The organism is Actinokineospora diospyrosa (genome assembly GCF_024171925.1).
GTDB lineage: Bacteria > Actinomycetota > Actinomycetes > Mycobacteriales > Pseudonocardiaceae > Actinokineospora > Actinokineospora diospyrosa.
This window is the reverse complement of sequence record NZ_JAMTCO010000010.1, coordinates 170,744-186,906: the sequence shown is the minus strand read 5'-3', so window position 1 is coordinate 186,906 and position 16,163 is coordinate 170,744. Positions and strand designations below refer to the sequence as shown.

Genomic DNA, 16,163 nt, shown 5'->3' with positions numbered 1-16,163 from the left:
TGGAACTGATATCTGGCAATTGTGACAAATGGGTCCGCCCCGGGTGAACAGCGCACCCGGGGCGGACTCCGCAAGTCGACTCTACTGGCCTCGCGGTCAGACCCGCAGCTCGCGCGCCTTGGCCGCGATCGCCGTGGACAGGGCGCTCACCTGCGCGTACACGCCGGGGTAGTTCGGTCGGGCGCAGCCGCGGCCGTAGGACACGATGCCGACCTGGACCCAGTTGTTCGCGTTGTCCCTGCGGACCATCGGGCCACCGGAGTCGCCCTGGCAGGTGTCGGTGCCGCCCTGGGTGTAGCCCGCGCAGATCTCGACCGCGGCCTTGAGGCTCGGGTACGGGGTCTTGCACGAGGTGTCCGAGACGAACGGGACCGTCGCCTTGAGCAGGTACCGCTGCTGCGCGCCGCCCTCGGACGCCGCGCCCCAGCCGATGATGGTGAAGGTGCCCGAGTCGTAGGCGGTCGAGGTCGCGATCGGGAGCTTCGCGGCGTTGGTGATCGGGCTCGACAGCTGGATCAGCGCCCAGTCGCCGCCCGCGGACGTCGAGTAGCCCGGGTTGCGGTAGACGTACTTCGACGTGCGGGTCACCCGCGACGAGCTCTGCAGGTCGACCGCGCCGTAGGTGGCGGTGATGCTGGTGTTGTTGCCCGTGCCGCTGACGCAGTGCGCGGCGGTCAGGACGAGGTTGTCGGCGTACATCGCGCCGCCGCAGCCCATCGACAACCGGACCATCCAGGGGAACTCGCCCTGGGCGGCGCGGGTGCCACCGACGACGGCGGGACCCATCTCACCGGTGGGGCCGGGCTGCGCGGCCGAGGCCGGGACGGCGATGGCCGCCGCCGCCACCGTCCCGATCGCGACCGCCAAGACCTTGCGCAGTGTGCTGAGCTTCTTCACGAAGTGTCCTCTCGTGTCCACACGGCACCGGGTTGTGCCGTTGCAGGGGTGTGGATCGACTGACCGCCCGACTGCTGCTCCCGACCGGTACTCCCGGCAGGAGTTCACAGTGGACGGACGATGGGGGTTCAGAAGGTGAGCTTCCAGCTGTTGATGTAGCCGACGTCCTGGGCGTAGGTGTCCTGGACCTTCAACTTCCAGGTGCCGTTGGCCGCCTCGGACGACGCGTTGACCGTGTAGGTCGCGATGACGTTGTCGGCCGAGTCGCTCGTGGAGGAGTTCTTCAGCCGGTACGCGGATCCGTCCGGGGCGACGAGGTCGATGACCAGGTCGCCGCGGTAGGTGTGCACGATGTTGACGTCGACCTTCAGCGTGGCGGGGGCGTTGCCGGTCACACCGGTCACCGCGATGTCACTGGTGACCGCGCCCGCGTTGTCCGGGATCTGCACGTCGTTGGTGTTCTCGAAGACCGTGCCCTGCGGGTTCGTGGTGGAGGTGGGTGGGTGCCCCAGTTCGGCTGCCTTCGCCGCGATGGCCGAGGACAGCGCGCTCACCTCGGCGTACACGCCCGGGTAGTTCGGCCTGGCGCAGCCGCGGCCGTAGGACACGATGCCGACCTGGACCCAGGCGTTGTTGTTGTCGCGCCGGAACATCGGGCCGCCGGAGTCGCCCTGGCAGGTGTCGGTGCCGCCCTGGGTGAACCCGGCGCAGATCTCGACGGCGGTCTTCATGCTGGGGTACGCGGTCTTGCACGAGGTGTCGGAGACGAAGGGCACTTCCGCCTTGAGCAGGTAGCGCTCCTGCGCGCCGCCCTCGGACGCGGCACCCCACCCGGCGATGGTGAACGTGCCGGAGTCGTAGGCGGTCGTGGTGGCGATGGGCAGCTTGGCCGCGCCGGTGATCGGGCTCGACAGCTGTATCAGCGCCCAGTCGCCGCCCGTCGAGGTCGAGTAGCCGGGGTTTCGGTAGACGTACTTGGACGTGCGCGTGACCCGGTTCGCGTCCTGCAGGTCCACCGCGCCGTAGGTGGCGGTGATGCCGGTGTTGTTGCCGGTGCTGTCCACGCAGTGCGCGGCGGTCAGCACGAGGTCGTCGGCGTACATCGCGCCGCCGCAGCCCATCGACAACCGGACCATCCAGGGGAACTCGCCCTGGGCGGCGCGGGTGCCACCGACGACCTGCGGGCCCATGTCGGTCGGCGGCGGTGCGGCCGTCGCCTGACCCGCGACCACACCGACCGCGGCCACCGCGGCGATCGATGTCGCGGCCAACGCCAATGCCTGCTGGAGCTTGCTGAGCTTCCTCACCTGAGCGTCCTCTCTCGTCCACCGGCACCCCCGGGTGCCGTTGCTGGGCGTGGATAGGGCATCAACTGTCCGTAGTGGACAGCGGGCAGGGCTCACCGCTCCCGGCGGCGGTGTGACGGGTGCGCCCCGGGCCGGGGTGGGTGCCGCGGCCCGGGGCGACTGCTCGCTCAGGTCATCTGGGTCAGGCGCTGCCGGGACTCAGAAGGTGAGCTTCCAGCTGTTGATGTAGCCGGTGTCCTGCCGGTAGGTGTCCTGGACCTTGAGCTTCCAGGTCCCGTTGGCCACCTCGGTCGAGGCGTTCACCGTGTACGTGGCGATCACGTTGTCGGCCGAGTCGCTGGTCGAGGAGTTCTTCAACCGGTAGGCCGAACCGTCCGGGGCCACCAGGTCGATGACCAGGTCGCCGCGGTAGGTGTGCACGATGTTGACGTCGACCTTCAGCGTGGCCGGGGCGTTGCCGGTCACGCCGGTCACCGCGATGTCGCTGGTGATCGCCGCGCCCGCGTCCGGGATCTGCACGTCGGCGGTGTTCTCGAAGACCTTGCCACCCGGGTCCGGCGGCGTGGTGCCGCAGGTCCCGCCGATCGAGCGCTTCGGGCAGTCGGCGTAGTCGAGCAGCAGGAGGACGGCCTCCTTGTTGCGCGCGGTCTCCCGGCTGATGACCTCGTCGGGCGGGTAGAAGCCGCCACCGGCGGTGCCGGTCGGGTACATCTCGAAGGTGTAGCCGTAGATCTTGTGCACGCCCCACAGGTAGTCGTCGATCGACCCGTCGGTGATGTACAGGTCCGAGGACTGCTCGGGGGTGTAGTTGTTCTTCGCCGCCATGGCCCGGCCGATGGTGGAGAACACCCGCTGGTCCTCGGCGGTCAGGCCGGGGGCGGTGTCGTCGTAGGTCCAGCCGTAGGGCCAGAGCACCAGCTCGGAGTAGGTGTGGAAGTCGATGCCCACGCTGATCTGCTGCTTGCCGCCGACGATCCGGCTGCTCACGAAGTTCTGCAGCGCGCGGACCTCGGGCGCCGACGCCGCGGACGGGCCGCGGTAGGTCTCACTGCTGGTGGAACCCGAGGAACCGTTGCAGCAGCCCCACTTGTAGTCCCAGTTGCGGTTGAGGTCGGTGCCGACGTTGGACGAACCGGAGTTCGGCTGCCGGTTCTTGCGCCAGCTGCGGTAGGAGCCGCTGCTGATGTCGAACTCGCCGCCGTCGGGGTTGACGTCCGGGATGATCCAGATCTCCCGGCTGTCGACGAGGCCCTTGATCTTGGCGTCGGTGGTGTAGCTGTCGGTCAGCAGGTTGATCAGGTACACCGCCATCTCGACGGTCAGGTGCTCGCGCGCGTGCTGGTGCGCGGTGAACAGCACCTCGGGCTCGTCCTCGTCGGTCGCGGCGTTGTCCGAGATCTTGATCGCGAAGATGTCGCGGTTCTCGTAGGTCTTGCCGACGACCTGCTTGGTGATGATGCCGGGGTGGTCGGTGACCGCCTTGTTGATGACCGCGGTCATCTCGGCGTAGTTGTGGTAGTTCGCGTCGGCGCTGGGGAAGTCCGCCGGTGCCGCCGCGCCCCGGTCGGCGGTGATCGCGGCGGTGTCCTGGGCGTCCACCCGGTAGCCGAGCTGGCGGATCTTGGCGACCTCGGCCGGGGTCGCGGTGATCATCAGCCTGCTGTCCTCGACGCCGTTGACGGCGGCGCCGGTCTTGGCGATGGAAGACCGCTCCTGGTGGGTCTTGACCCCGATGACCGCGTACTCGGCCGAGGTGCGGCTCGCGGCCGCGTCGGGCCGCGCCGTGGCGCCGGGCGATGATGACAAGACCACGGCAAGGGCGGCTACCGCCCCGACCGCGACCGATAGGCGTTTGCGTTTCACGCGTTGCCTCCTGCAAGGAGTGCCCGGGGGCACTGGAGGTGAGTATGAGGTTGTCCGCTGCCTGCCCCGGACGAACCCGAAGGTGCCCTCACGACCAGGACGCACAGTGGTGCAGTTGGATGGTGACCCGGCCGCTTCACGCGCCACAAGGCTGCGGAGGTGGTTCTCCGTTACCGGTTATTTCCCAGTCGATTACCATCGGCCCAGGTCAATAGATAGGTATCCCTACCTACCGGTGCCTCGATTGTTCTGCCGCGCCGCCCCCGGCACGCTTCTCCCAAGCACGAAGGGCCCACCGGCCCGACGGGCGAACCTCGGGAAGTCGGGGGAGCGGCGCCCACGCCCTCGTCTCTCCCCCGCCCGGGGTTGTTCCGGCTCCGTGGTCACTCGAACCACGCACCCCGGGACCGCGGCGCCCACCCGGCGCTCGGCACCGCCTGGTGCGGTTCGGCGAACGTCCTTTGATGCAGGGGGCCGCTCGCCAGCCGCTGGTTCCGACGAGAAGGACCGTCCATCCCCGGACGGTCCTTCTCGTGTTCGCGGGGCTTCTAGCGCTCTAGCCCAGGTCCTCGGCTTGGAGTTCGGCTCGGGAGGAGACACCGAGTTTGCGCAGCACCCGGGCGGCGTGCTGCTCGACCGTGCGCGGGGACAGGAAGAGCACGTCGGCGATCTCGCGGTTGGTGTGCCCGGCCGCCAGCAGCCTGGCCACCTCCTGCTCGCGCGGGGACAGCTCGTTGCCGTAGCCGCGGCGGCCCCGGCGCGACGGCTTGCCGCCGCCCATGCCGCGCAGCAGGTGCCTGCACCTGGCCGCGTCCCGGGTCGCGCCGAGCGAGTCGAACGCGTCCACCAGCGCCGAGAGGATCTCGGTCGCCTTGTCGTTCTCGCTGGGCAGCAGGCAGATCGCCTCCCGCTCGGCCACCATCGCGGCGAAGTACGGCGCGGGCAGCCGCTCGTAGCGGTCCACCGACTCGCGGTAGTGCGACACCGCCACGTCGAGTTGGCCGCGGGCCTCGGCGAGCCTGCCGCGGCACTGCGCGAGCGCGGCGACCGCCATCGGCGCGTCCCGGCCCTCGATGCCCGTCGCGATGTCCTCGATCAGGTTCTCCGCGTCCATCTCCCGGCCCGCGGCCAGGAACGTCGCGACCGCCACCGGGCCCAGCTCCGTCGCCCACACCCAGACGCCCTTGCCGCGCACGATCTCGATGCCCCGGTCGACGTCCACGCAGGCCCGGGTGACCTCGTCCTGCGAGAGCATCGTCCAGGCCAGCGCCGCGCAGCCCGCGATGGCCACCGGCGCGATGGCCTCCTCCGGCGCGAACGCCCCGGTCTCGGTCAGGTAGCTGGTCGCCTCAGCCCACTCGCCGCGGGCCATCGCCAGCGACCCGAGCACCAGGCACAGCTCGCTGGCCACCGGGAACAGGTCCCGGTACTCGTCGAGGAGCCTGCCAGCGCGCTCGGCGAGCCCGTCCCACTCGCCGGTCAGCCAGTCCAGCCGGGCCTTGGTCGCGCGCGCGGTGCTCACCACGAACGGCGCCCCGCACTCGGCCGCGAAGCGCAGCCCGCTGCGCAGCAGGTCGCCGCACAGCTTGAAGTGCCCGGTCGAGGTGCACGCGTCGGCCAGGTTGCAGTACGCCCTGGCCAGCTGCCGCTGCTCGCCGGGGGTGGACGCGGTGTCGGGCAGCCGGTCCAGGTTGGCCAGCACCGACGGGTCGCCGGTGTGCAGCTTGGAGCCCATCTCGTTGGCCTGCAGCGAGATCTTCAGCTCGACGTCGTCGGTGGCGTCGCGGTAGCGGTCGGTGCGGTCGAGCCACAGCATGAACTCGCTCATCGGGGTCATCCCCATGAACGGCTGGCCCAGCACCGCGGCGCCCTTGGCGGCCAGGTCCGGGCGCTCGACCAGGTCCGCGATGGCCATCTCGATCTCCGAGCGGGCCTCCTCGACCCCGCCCGCCTGGCGGATCAGCAGCAGCCCGCGGTAGAGCCGGACCTCGCCGCGCGCGGAGATCGACAGCCGCCGGTCCGACAGCAGCCGCTCCAGCGCCTCGGTCGGGTCGTGCTGGTCAAGGCCCAGGTGCGCGACCTGGCCCAGCTTGATCGCCAGCCGGTCCACGTCCGCGGCGGGCACCGTCGGCTCGACCAGCAGCCGTTGCAGCAGCGCGGTCGCCGTCGCGGCGTCACCGACCTCGGCGGCCCGGTCGGCCGCGGCCTCGCCGTAGTGCAGCCACGCCGCCGTGCGGCCCGCGCGTTCGCTGTGCTCGGCCAGCTGCACCAAGGGGCGCGGCTCGACCTGGTCCAGGGCCTCGATGGCCCGGTTGTGCAGCTGCTGGCGGTCCGGGCCGCTGAGGGTGTCGTAGACGGCCTGCTGGGCCAGCGCGTGCCGGAACCCGTAGCGGCCGGAGTCGACCTCGTGCAGCACGTGCCCGCTGAGCGCGTGCGTCAGCGCGGCCCGCAGGCGGGTCTCGCCGATCGCGGCGACCTCGCCGAGCAGCTCCGCCGGGGCGGGCACACCGAGCACTGCGGCGGCTTGGGCGAGTCGGGTCGCGGTCGTCGGGAGCGCTGCCAGTCGCTCGGCCATGGCGTCGCGCAGCAGTACCGGGACGTCCACGTTGTCCAGCAGCCGCCGGGCGGTCGCGCCGTCGGCGTGCACAGCGCCCGCCGGGTTGCGCAGCGCCCGCAGCGTCTCCTCGACCACGAACGGGATGCCCGCGGTGCGCTCGTGCAGCTTCGCGGCGAACTCGGCGGAGACCGCCTCTTCGTCCAAGATCGCCGAGGTCAGCGCCCGCACCTCGTCGACGTCGAGCGGGCCGAGCTCGAGCAGCACGCTGGTGATGCCGCTCGGCGGCCGGTAGGCCGATCCCAAGGGGACGCCGCCCGGCACGTCCTCGCGCCGGTAAGTGACCACAATGGACAGGTTGAGCGGCGGGTCGCCCATCAGGAACCGCAGCAGCTGGCGGGAACCGTCGTCGGCCCAGTGCAGGTCCTCCACGACCAGCAGCACCGGCCCGAGCACGCTGATCACCTCGCGCATGGCGCGGAACAGCCGGTGCCGCTCGGTGCGCGGGTCCCCGGTCGGCGCGGGCGGCGGCGGCAGGTACTCGGCGAGCTCGGGCAGCAGCGGGCCGAGCACCCCGGCCACCGGGCTCAGCCGCGGGTGGCCCCTGGTGAGCCGGTCTGTCGCGTCGCGCAGCGCCTCCAGCACCGCCCCGTACGGGAACGGTTCGCCGACCGGCTGGCAGTAGCCCATGAGGACGGCCATCGGACCCAGTTCGGAGTCGAGCAGTTCGCGCACCAGCCGCGACTTCCCGACGCCCGCCTCGCCCTCGATCATGATCACGGCTGGCTGCCTCGGCACCGCGGCCACCAGGGCGCCGAGTTGGTCGCCGCGCCCGACCAGGACCGGCGAGCTGGTCCGCATCAGTCCGGTGGCGTCGGGGCGCCGCGTGTTCGGCCTCGGTGTCCGGCTCATCCACCCTCCCAACCCACGTGTCCGCTACCGCACCCGGTGGGGTTTTGGCGAGCCTAGGCGGCCCAGCGGTGATCTGAAACTCCAGGATGTCACGGACTGAGAAGTTGATCTTAGGTGAAAGACGGGTATCCCTACGTACCGATATCCGGATTGTTCGTCTTGCCGCGCCCCTCGATGGTGATCCGCAAGTGGCTGTCAGTTACCAACCCTGCCAGGCAGCCACACCCCCGGGTGGTGTCCACCACCCGGAGGAGCGGAATGGAGAAGCCCAGATGCGACTTGATCGCAAGACCCGGCGGGTCGTCGCAGCCGGGGTGGCCGCAGGCGCGACCGCCGTGGCCATCGTGGCCGCGGTGACCAGCCCAGCGGCGGCCCAGCAGGCGACCGGCTCGATCCTGAGCAGCGCGCAGCCCATCGCGGGTAGCTACATCGTGGTGTTCAAGGACGGCGCCTCCGACGTCCCGACCACCAACGCCAAGGCGCTCGACCTGGCCCGCAAGCACGGCGGCAAGGTCAGCAACACCTACGTCGCGTCCCTGCGCGGCTTCGCGGTGAAGTTGGACGAGGCGGCGGCCAAGCGGCTCGCGGCCGACCCGTCGGTCGCCTACGTCCAGCAGGACGGCGTCGCCCGGATGTCGGACACGCAGACCAACCCGACCTGGGGTCTGGACCGGATCGACCAGGCGAACCTGCCGCTGGACCAGAAGTACACCTACGCGAACACCGCCTCCAACGTGACCGCGTACATCCTGGACACCGGCATCTACAAGGCGCACACCGAGTTCGAGGGTCGCGCCAAGGACGGCTACGACTTCATCGACAACGACGCCGACGCCTCCGACTGCCAGGGCCACGGCACGCACGTGGCGGGCACCGTCGGCTCGAAGACCTACGGCGTGGCCAAGAAGGTCAACCTGGTCGCGGTCCGGGTGCTCGACTGCTCCGGCAACGGCGCCTACTCGGTGATCATCAAGGGCATCGACTGGGTCGCGCAGAACGCCAAGAAGCCCGCTGTCGCCAACATGAGCCTCGGCGGCGGCGCGGACACCTCGGTGGACAACGCGATCAAGCGCGGCATCTCCGCTGGCGTGACCTTCGCGCTCGCCGCGGGCAACAACGCGGGCGACGCCTGCAACACCAGCCCGGCGCGCGTGCCCGAGGCGATCACCGTCGGCGCCAGCGACAACGCCGACAAGCGCTCCATCTGGACCGCCGGTTCGCTGGAGTCCAACTACGGCACCTGCCTGGACATCTTCGCGCCCGGCTCGGCCATCCTCTCCACCAAGAACGGTGGCAGCACCGCCACCATGAACGGCACCTCGATGGCCACCCCGCACGTGGCCGGTGCCGCGGCGCTCTACCTGTCGGCCAACCCCTCGGCCACCCCGCAGCAGGTCCGCGACGCGCTGGTGAACAACGCCACCTCCGGCAAGATCACCGACCTCAAGGGCTCGCCCAACAAGCTGCTCAACGTCAGCTTCATCGGCGGCGGCAACCCCGACCCCGAGCCGGGCACCTGCGACGCGGTGACCAACGGCGCCGACGTGTCCATCCCGGACACCAGCACCGCGGTGAACTCCCCGGTGACGGTCGCCAACTGCACCGGCAAGGCCTCGACCGGAACCAAGGTCAAGGTCGACATCAACCACACCTACACCGGTGACCTGGTCGTCGACCTGATCGGCCCGTCCGGCGCGACCTACAACCTGAAGAAGGCCCGTGGCGCCAGCTCCGCCTCCGGCATCCACGAGACCTTCACCGTCGACGCCTCCGCGGAGAACCGCAACGGGACCTGGAAGCTCCAGGTCACCGACGTGATGACCTACGACGTCGGCACCATCGACACCTGGACCCTGACCTTCTAAGGGATCCGGTTGGCCGCCCCTACCCGGTGGCGGCAGCGCGACCCCGGGCACCCGGCGCACGGTGCGACCCGAAGCGCCGGGTGCCCGGTCCATGAAGGGCGAACACCCTGTTCGGCCGTGTGCGCACGGCTGTCGACCATCGTGGAAGGACCTCCTCATCATGCAACGATCCACTCGCGGGCGAGTCGTGCTCGCGGCGCTCGGCGCGGCGGCGGTGACCGCTGCCCTGGTGGCCGTGGCCACCCCGGCGACCGCCGCCGAAGCCGATTTCGTGCGGGCCAAGCAGCCCGCGGCGGGCAACAGCTTCATCGTCTCGCTCAAGCCGACCGCCGCCGCGTCCGCCGCCAGCATCCAGGCCGCTTCCAGCGCCCTGGTGCAGAAGTACGGCGGCAACCTGGACTACGTGTTCTCCAAGTCCATGCAGGGCTTCCAGGTCAAGGGCCTGAGCGACACCAAGGCCAGGCAGCTCGCCGCCGACCCGGCGGTGAAGAAGGTCTACCAGGACGGCACCGCCAAGGCGCTCGACGTCCAGGACAACCCCACCTGGGGCCTCGACCGCGTCGACCAGGCGAACCTGCCGCTGGACAAGAAGTACAACTACCCCAGCGGCGGCGCGTCGAACGTGACCGTCTACGTCACCGACACCGGCATCAAGACCGGCCTGGCCGAGTTCGAGGGCCGCGCCTCCGTCGGCGCCGACTTCATCGAGGACGGCCAGAACGGCCAGGACTGCTCCGGGCACGGCACGCACGTCTCGGGCACCATCGGCTCCAAGACCTACGGCGTGGCCAAGAAGGTCAAGCTGGTCTCGGTCCGCATGCTCGGCACCAGCTGCACCGGCAACGGCCCGGACTCCGCCGGTGTCAAGGCGATCGAGTGGATCACCGCCAACGCGCAGAAGCCCGCGGTGGTCAACGCCTCGTGGACCTTCGACACCGCCGACCTGGGCAACGACGCCCTCGCGGGCATGGTCAACTCCGGCGTGCAGATGGCGGTCGCCTCGGGCAACAGCTCGACCGACGCCTGCTCGACCGGTCCGGCCAAGGTCGCCGCGCTGATCACGGTCAACGCGACCTCGTCCAACGACGCGCGCGCCTCGTTCTCCAACTACGGCACGTGCACCGACATCTTCGCCCCCGGTGACAACATCACGTCGCTGTCGCTGACCGGTAGCGCCACCAACATGTCCGGCACCTCGATGGCCACCCCGCACGTCGCGGGCGTCGCGGCGCTGTACCTGTCGGCCAACCCGTCGGCCAGCCCGCAGGCGCTGCGCGACGCGCTGGTGAACAACGCCACCAGCGGCAAGGTCACCAACCCCGGTTCGGGCTCCCCGAACAAGCTCCTCTACAGCGGCTTCATCACCGGGGGCCCCGGCCCCGACCCGGACCCCACCTGCGGCCCCGGCACCAACGGTGACGACGTCAACATCCCCGACGGCGGCTCGGCGGTGTCCTCTTCGGTCACCATCGCCAACTGCACCGGCAAGGCGCCGACCACCACCTCGGTGAAGGTCGACATCAACCACACCTACACCGGCGACCTCAACGTCCTGCTCATCGGCCCGTCCGGGCAGGCCTACAGCCTGCAGCGCGCGGGTGGCACGAGCTCGGCCACCGGCATCCACCAGACCTTCACGGTCGACGCCTCCGCGGAGAACCGCAACGGCACGTGGAAGCTCCAGGTCACCGACATCTACACCTACGACACCGGCAACATCGACACCTGGACCCTGACTGTCTAAGGGTTGATCGAGCTAAGAGAGGCCCCGGAGGCTGGTGCAGCTCCGGGGCCTTTCCTCGTGCCAGGAGCATTGTGTCCCTGGCCTGGCTTGTGGAACTCACCGTGCTTCTCGATCACACCCCAGAGATGGCACGGGAATCAGAACCCCAGCGGCATAGCTGTCAAGGTTCTAGCTGTCAGTCAAGGTTCTAGCTGTCAGTCGAGGTTCTAGCTGTCAGTCACAACAGCGCCGATGGCATCCACGGACTCTTAGGCCCGGGATGCCATCGGCGCTGTGATCACCACGTCCACCGGATGCCATGAATGGCCGCCTCCGACGCCTGCACCGTGGTGTGCACACCGCCGTAAGAGCCCGGTTCCAACGTCTCCCGGTGCACCTCGGGCTCGTCCGCCGCCTCTTGCGCGTAAGCGAAGCAGGACGTGGGTAGGGCCGTCGGGTGGAAGGTGACCTCGGCCAGGTAGTCGCGGAAAGCACGCCGCGATCCCCGGGAGAACCGGGTCGACCTGCCCTGGGCGAACCACCGCACCTCGTACTCGAAGATCGCCGTCTGCCCGGCCGACAGCGACCGGTCGAACAGCACCTCCGCCACCGTGAACCGGCTCGACGGCACCGGGCGCACGCGGCCGACGGCGCAGCCGGACCCGGTCAGCACCGCGGGCAGCGCCCGGTCGTGCTCCTCGGCGCGGTGCAGCACGACCATCGACCGCAGTCTGTCCACCTCGGACCGGACGAGCATGCGCACCTTGGTCCGCACGTCCCGCCCGTTGTGGTCCAGGTAGTGCTGGTCGTGCACGTGCAGGTACGTCAGCTCACCCGGCGCGGGCTCGGCCAGTTCCGACAGCACCGGGGCCAACCCAGAGGTGCTGTCCCACAACGTCTCGTGCGGCCGCACCAGGCCGCCCCGGGCAACCCAGCGCCCGCGCGGCTTGCGCGGCCCCAGCAGCGCCACCAGGTACCCGTGCGGCAGCTTCAGCACCTCCTCGATGACCTCCACCGCCCGCAGCGACTCCGGGCGCTCGGGCCGGGTCCTGCCCCGGCGCCAGTAGCTCAGGGTCGACAGGCTGACCCGGATGCCCTCGTTGGCGAGCTTGCGCTGCAGGTGCTCCAGGCTCAGCCCGCTGCGCTCGATCGCGCCGGAGAGCACGGTCGGGAACGTCTCCAGCGGCACTGGGTCGCTCATCCGGAATGGCTGCATTGGTCCTCCCACTCAAACGGCAAAACGGCAAGAACGGCAGGCCCCCGGCGGGGGCCTGCCGTCCGTGCCGGTCAGGTGATCAGCTGGGGATCCTTGCGGTGCCCGCGTTGAACGCCCCGAAGCGGGTGACGGTCAGCGTGAACGTGGTCTTGCCGGTCTTCCCGTCGGCCGAGGTGGCCGTGATGGTGATCGGGTAGGTGCCGACCGGGGTCTGGAAGTTGGTGAAGAACCAGACGTTGCTGGTGCCGTTCTGGGCGATGGTCGCCGGGTTGAACGTGACCTGGGTGCCGGTGGGGGCGCCGGTCGCGGTCAGCCGCAGGCTGCCGGTCCCGCCGCTCGCCTTGACCGAGGTCTGCACGAGCTGGCCCGCCCAGCCGCTACCCGAGGACGGGGTGGCGGTGACGGTGACGTCGCCGGTCGGCGGCTCGGTGGTGCCCTCGACGGTCAGCGCGACGGTCGTGGTGGCCGTCTTGCCGTTGGCGTCGGTGCCGGTCACGGTGATGTTCGAGGTGCCTGCCACCGCGGTGGTGGACACGTCGAGGGTCAGCTTGGACGAGCCGCCCGCGGTGATCGAGGTCGGCTGGAAGACCGCCTTCACACCGGAGGGCACACCCGACGCGGTCAGGTTGATGCTCTGGCCGCGGCTGCCACCTGCGGAGTTGATCGTGGTGGAGATGTACTTGCCCTTGGCGGCCTTGACGCTGCTCGGCGAGGCCGAGAGGGTGAAGTCGCCGACCGGCGGCTCGCCGCCACCGGTGACGGTGAGCGAGTACTTGCCGGTCGCGGTCTTGCCGCTGGAGGTCGACGCCGTGATGGTGACCTCGTAGGTGCCGTTGGGCGCCGAGGCGGACGCGTCGAAGGTCAGCTTGGCCGAACCGCCGGTGGTGACCGAGGTCGGCTGGAAGACCGCCTGCACGCCGCTGGGCAGGCCGGAAGCGGACAGGGTGGCGTTCTCGGCGCCACCGGAGCCCGCGGTGGTGTTGACGGTCGCCGACAGGTACTTGCCCGCGGCCACGGAACCGCTGCTCGGGGTCACGCTCAGCGAGAAGTCACCGGTCGGCGGGTCGACGGTGCCGACCTCCGACTTGACCCAGTCGCCCATCTCGTTGTCGAGGCGGCCGTAGACGCTGTACCACTTGAAGTCCGAGCGGCTCCACGACGCGACGCCGTAGATCTTGTTGTTGACGATCAGCGGGCCACCGCTGTCGCCGGGGAGGATCGTGATCCGGCCGTCGGAGTACCCGGCGCAGATCATGTAAGCGGACTTGAAGCCGGCGCCAACGCCCTGGCACACCGAGTCGCCGTTGACGATCGGCAGGCTCGCCTTGTCGAGGGTGACGTCGGCGGAGTTGTCGTTGAAGTCCTTCTTGCCGTAACCGAAGCCCTGAGCGGTCTTACCGGGGGCAGCGCCACCCGAGTCGGCCGAGGTGGCGAACGCCGGGTACGCAGCGCCACCCTTCAGCGCGATGTCCTTGTCGACGGTCACGACGGCGACGTCGTAGCCCTGGTCGAAGTTGACGTACTTCGGGTGCTTCTTGTAGCTGACGGCCTTCACAGCGAACCCGGTGCCGGATCCGTTGTTGTAGTCCTTGAGGTCGTCGAGGCCGTAGACGAACGACTTGTCGCCCGCCGCGTCGGCGCAGTGCGCGGCGATCAGGATCTTGCGCGGGGCGACGACGGTACCGGTGCAGGTCTGGCCCTGGGGACGGGTGCCTCCTGCGCGGATGCCCGCGATGATGCCCGGGAACTCGCTCACGGTGGCGTCCGTGCCGCCGACGAACGACGGGGTGGCATCGCCGAGGTTGGCGGGGACGGTGTCACCCAAGTAGTTCGCCGCGGGGGCGTTCGCCGGGGCACCGGCGGTCGACTGCGCCGCATTCGCGATGGTGGCGCCGACGGGCACCAACACCGTGGCCGCGGCCAGAGCCATCAGACCCCAGGACCGTGGTGTTCGTTTCACGATGGTTCCTTTCCGGATCAGGAACGCTCGCCTCTAGGCAGGGACGGCGGCGGTTCGCTGCAGGTCACTTTCGAGTGACGCCCGGTGAGGAACAATCAGGGTCGGTATCCGTAGGGGTACGGAACTTTATCCGGACCTGCGGAAACAGGTGCTGGAGCGGGAGGTTGGGTGGAGTCGGTGGAGTCGACGGCGGCCGTGCGGCAGCGGATGAGCAGGCAGCGGGCCCGTGACACCGGGATCGAGATGGCGCTCCGTAGAGCGCTGCACGCTCTCGGCCTGCGCTACCGGGTGCATCAACGCCCTGTGCGCACTGTCCGTAGAGAGGCGGATGTCGTCTTCTCCCGCGCCAAGACCGCCGTGTTCGTGGACGGCTGCTTCTGGCACGGCTGCCCCGAGCACGCGACGTGGCCCAAGCGCAACGCCGAGTTCTGGCGGGACAAGATCGAGGGCAACCGCCGCCGCGACCGCGACACCGACGCCCGGCTCGCCGCCGCGGGCTGGCAGGTCGTGCGGGTCTGGGAGCACGAGGACCCGCTGGTCGCCGCCGCCCTGGTCCGCGAGCGGGTCGTGGCCGCGCTCAGCTCGCCACGTCCCGCCGCAGGGCCGCGCTGACCTCGTCGTACCAGGCGACCAGGCCGCGTTCGGTGGTGATCCCGCCGCGCAGGGTGAGGTACTGGTGCAGCCGGGTGCCGGTCAGCGCGTGCCGCTCGGGGAACTCGGTGCGCTCGATGACCTCGTAGACCGCCAGCCGCCGCGCGTGGTGCTCGCGGTGCCGCTGCACCTCGGCCAGCACCGCGCCCGCGTCGCCAAGACCGGCGCCGCGGATCTTCACCGCCAGGTCGTCGCGCAGGTGGGCGGGTTGTGCCTGCTCACCGAGCCACCTGGCCAGCTCCGCGCGGCCCGCGTCGACGACCGAGTACACCTTCTTGTCCGGCCGCCCGGTCTGCGCGACGTGCACCGCGCTCACCCAGCCGTCCTCGGCCATCCGGTTGAGCACGCGGTAGATCTGCTGGTGGGTGGCCTGCCAGAAGTAGCCGACCGACCGGTCGAACCGGCGGGCCAGCTCGTAGCCGGTGCCCGCCTGCTCGCTCAACGCGACCAGGATCGCGTGTTCCAACGCCATGTACCGGACAGTAGGTAAGCGCTTTGTCGCACTACAACGAGATGAGCGTCTCAGAGCGTGGCCAGGAACCGCGCGACGGCGCCGTTGAACTCGTCCGGTCGCTCGAGGTTGGGCAGGTGAGCGGCCCCTTTCACCTCGACGAGGTGGGTGGCCGGGATGTGCTTGACCTCCTCGAGCGGGGTGTACGCATCCTCGCTGCCCACGATGACCAAGGTGGGAACCGGGTGGGCGGTCAACGACTCGCGGTAGTCGGGCCTGTCCGCCCGTCCGCGCTGAGCGGCTGCGGCACCTTCGGGCGGCGCGGACAGCATCATCTTCAATACGTGCTCGGCAGCGTCATCAGCTCCAGGCGCGACCATCTTCCATAGAACCTCGCGGGCGTAGGGCTCCATCCCTTCGCGGCTGAGGCGGTCGGCCATGTCGAGCCGTTCTTGCCGCGACTGCGCTGTTTCCGCGCGGGCGGTGGTGTCGCAGAGGATGAGCGCGCGCACCCGCTCCGGGTACAGCCGGTGGAACTCCATCGCGATCTGGCCGCCCATCGACAGGCCGCAGAGGACCAGGTCCCGGTCCGGCGCCAGCGCGGCGAGGTCATCGGCGAACGTGCTCATCGCGGTCACGCCGGAGGCGGGTTCGGCGGTGCCGTAGCCGCGCAGGTCCGGGGCGATCGCGTCGAAGCGGGCGAGTTGCGGGTCCCACATGGTGCGGTCGAACGGGTGGCCGTGGATGAGCAGCAGCATGGCGTC

11 protein-coding genes and 1 pseudogene are annotated in these 16,163 nt (G+C 70.0%); 3 read left to right on the top strand and 9 right to left on the bottom strand.

The genetic code is table 11. The features are described 5' to 3' along the window. Positions 1 to 96 precede the first annotated feature (96 nt). The 5 genes and pseudogenes from LV75_RS21145 to LV75_RS21130 all read right to left on the bottom strand — a co-directional run bounded on the left by LV75_RS21145 (position 97) and on the right by LV75_RS21130 (position 7,533). Positions 97 to 897 carry a S1 family peptidase gene (locus tag LV75_RS21145; RefSeq protein WP_253888723.1) on the bottom strand — a complete coding sequence of 267 codons (801 nt, stop codon included), beginning with the start codon at positions 895 to 897 and terminating at the stop codon, positions 97 to 99. A gap of 128 nt (positions 898 to 1,025) precedes the next feature. Next, entirely contained in the window at positions 1,026 to 1,292 is a 267-nt protein-coding gene (locus LV75_RS35905) for a proprotein convertase P-domain-containing protein (protein WP_372504211.1), read from the bottom strand. Positions 1,293 to 1,406: 114 nt separating this feature from the next. Next, a pseudogene (locus LV75_RS21140) lies at positions 1,407 to 2,204 on the bottom strand (S1 family peptidase); the annotation flags it as partial. 198 nt (positions 2,205 to 2,402) lie between these two features. Further along, the gene (locus tag LV75_RS21135; RefSeq protein WP_253888721.1) at positions 2,403 to 4,067 is read right to left on the bottom strand and encodes a M14 family metallopeptidase; all 1,665 of its coding nucleotides are present in this window, start codon (positions 4,065 to 4,067) and stop codon (positions 2,403 to 2,405) included. Positions 4,068 to 4,623: 556 nt separating this feature from the next. Then, on the bottom strand, positions 4,624 to 7,533 hold the full coding sequence (locus LV75_RS21130) for an ATP-binding protein (protein ID WP_253888720.1): 2,910 nt from the start codon (positions 7,531 to 7,533) through the stop codon (positions 4,624 to 4,626). A 272-nt stretch (positions 7,534 to 7,805) separates the two neighbouring features. Between LV75_RS21130 and LV75_RS21125 the strand changes: the two genes are divergently transcribed. Both LV75_RS21125 and LV75_RS21120 read left to right on the top strand, forming a co-directional pair. Continuing rightward, complete coding sequence (locus LV75_RS21125) at positions 7,806 to 9,398, top strand: S8 family peptidase (protein WP_253888719.1); 1,593 nt, start codon at positions 7,806 to 7,808, stop codon at positions 9,396 to 9,398. A 160-nt stretch (positions 9,399 to 9,558) separates the two neighbouring features. Next, positions 9,559 to 11,142 carry a S8 family serine peptidase gene (locus tag LV75_RS21120; RefSeq protein ID WP_253888718.1) on the top strand — a complete coding sequence of 528 codons (1,584 nt, stop codon included), beginning with the start codon at positions 9,559 to 9,561 and terminating at the stop codon, positions 11,140 to 11,142. A gap of 277 nt (positions 11,143 to 11,419) precedes the next feature. Here the strand turns inward: LV75_RS21120 and LV75_RS21115 are convergent, their stop codons facing one another. Both LV75_RS21115 and LV75_RS21110 read right to left on the bottom strand, forming a co-directional pair. Further along, a complete protein-coding gene (locus LV75_RS21115; RefSeq protein ID WP_253888717.1) occupies positions 11,420 to 12,322 on the bottom strand; it encodes a hypothetical protein in 903 nt (300 codons plus the stop codon). 94 nt (positions 12,323 to 12,416) lie between these two features. Then, complete coding sequence (locus LV75_RS21110; RefSeq protein ID WP_253888716.1) at positions 12,417 to 14,297, bottom strand: trypsin-like serine protease; 1,881 nt, start codon at positions 14,295 to 14,297, stop codon at positions 12,417 to 12,419. 177 nt (positions 14,298 to 14,474) lie between these two features. Between LV75_RS21110 and LV75_RS21105 the strand changes: the two genes are divergently transcribed. Next, positions 14,475 to 14,909 (top strand): very short patch repair endonuclease, encoded by a 435-nt coding sequence (locus LV75_RS21105; protein WP_372504210.1) that lies wholly within the window; start codon positions 14,475 to 14,477, stop codon positions 14,907 to 14,909. Here the strand turns inward: LV75_RS21105 and LV75_RS21100 are convergent. Both LV75_RS21100 and LV75_RS21095 read right to left on the bottom strand, forming a co-directional pair. After that, complete coding sequence (locus tag LV75_RS21100) at positions 14,875 to 15,420, bottom strand: PadR family transcriptional regulator (protein WP_253888715.1); 546 nt, start codon at positions 15,418 to 15,420, stop codon at positions 14,875 to 14,877. The genes LV75_RS21105 and LV75_RS21100 overlap by 35 nt on opposite strands. Positions 15,421 to 15,470: 50 nt before the next feature. Then, positions 15,471 to 16,157, bottom strand: coding sequence for an alpha/beta fold hydrolase (locus LV75_RS21095; RefSeq protein ID WP_253888714.1), 687 nt, complete (start codon positions 16,155 to 16,157; stop codon positions 15,471 to 15,473). Between the last annotated feature and the right edge of the window lie 6 nt (positions 16,158 to 16,163).

Excerpts from the sequence above, each read along its gene's own strand:
- LV75_RS21130 (WP_253888720.1), bottom strand. The coding sequence starts at position 7,533 with ATGAGCCGGACACCGAGGCCGAACACGCGGCGCCCCGACGCCACCGGA.
- LV75_RS21125 (WP_253888719.1), top strand. The coding sequence starts at position 7,806 with ATGCGACTTGATCGCAAGACCCGGCGGGTCGTCGCAGCCGGGGTGGCC.
- LV75_RS21100 (WP_253888715.1), bottom strand. The coding sequence starts at position 15,420 with ATGGCGTTGGAACACGCGATCCTGGTCGCGTTGAGCGAGCAGGCGGGC.
- LV75_RS21115 (WP_253888717.1), bottom strand. The coding sequence starts at position 12,322 with ATGAGCGACCCAGTGCCGCTGGAGACGTTCCCGACCGTGCTCTCCGGC.
- LV75_RS21095 (WP_253888714.1), bottom strand. The coding sequence starts at position 16,157 with ATGCTGCTGCTCATCCACGGCCACCCGTTCGACCGCACCATGTGGGAC.
- LV75_RS21120 (WP_253888718.1), top strand. The coding sequence starts at position 9,559 with ATGCAACGATCCACTCGCGGGCGAGTCGTGCTCGCGGCGCTCGGCGCG.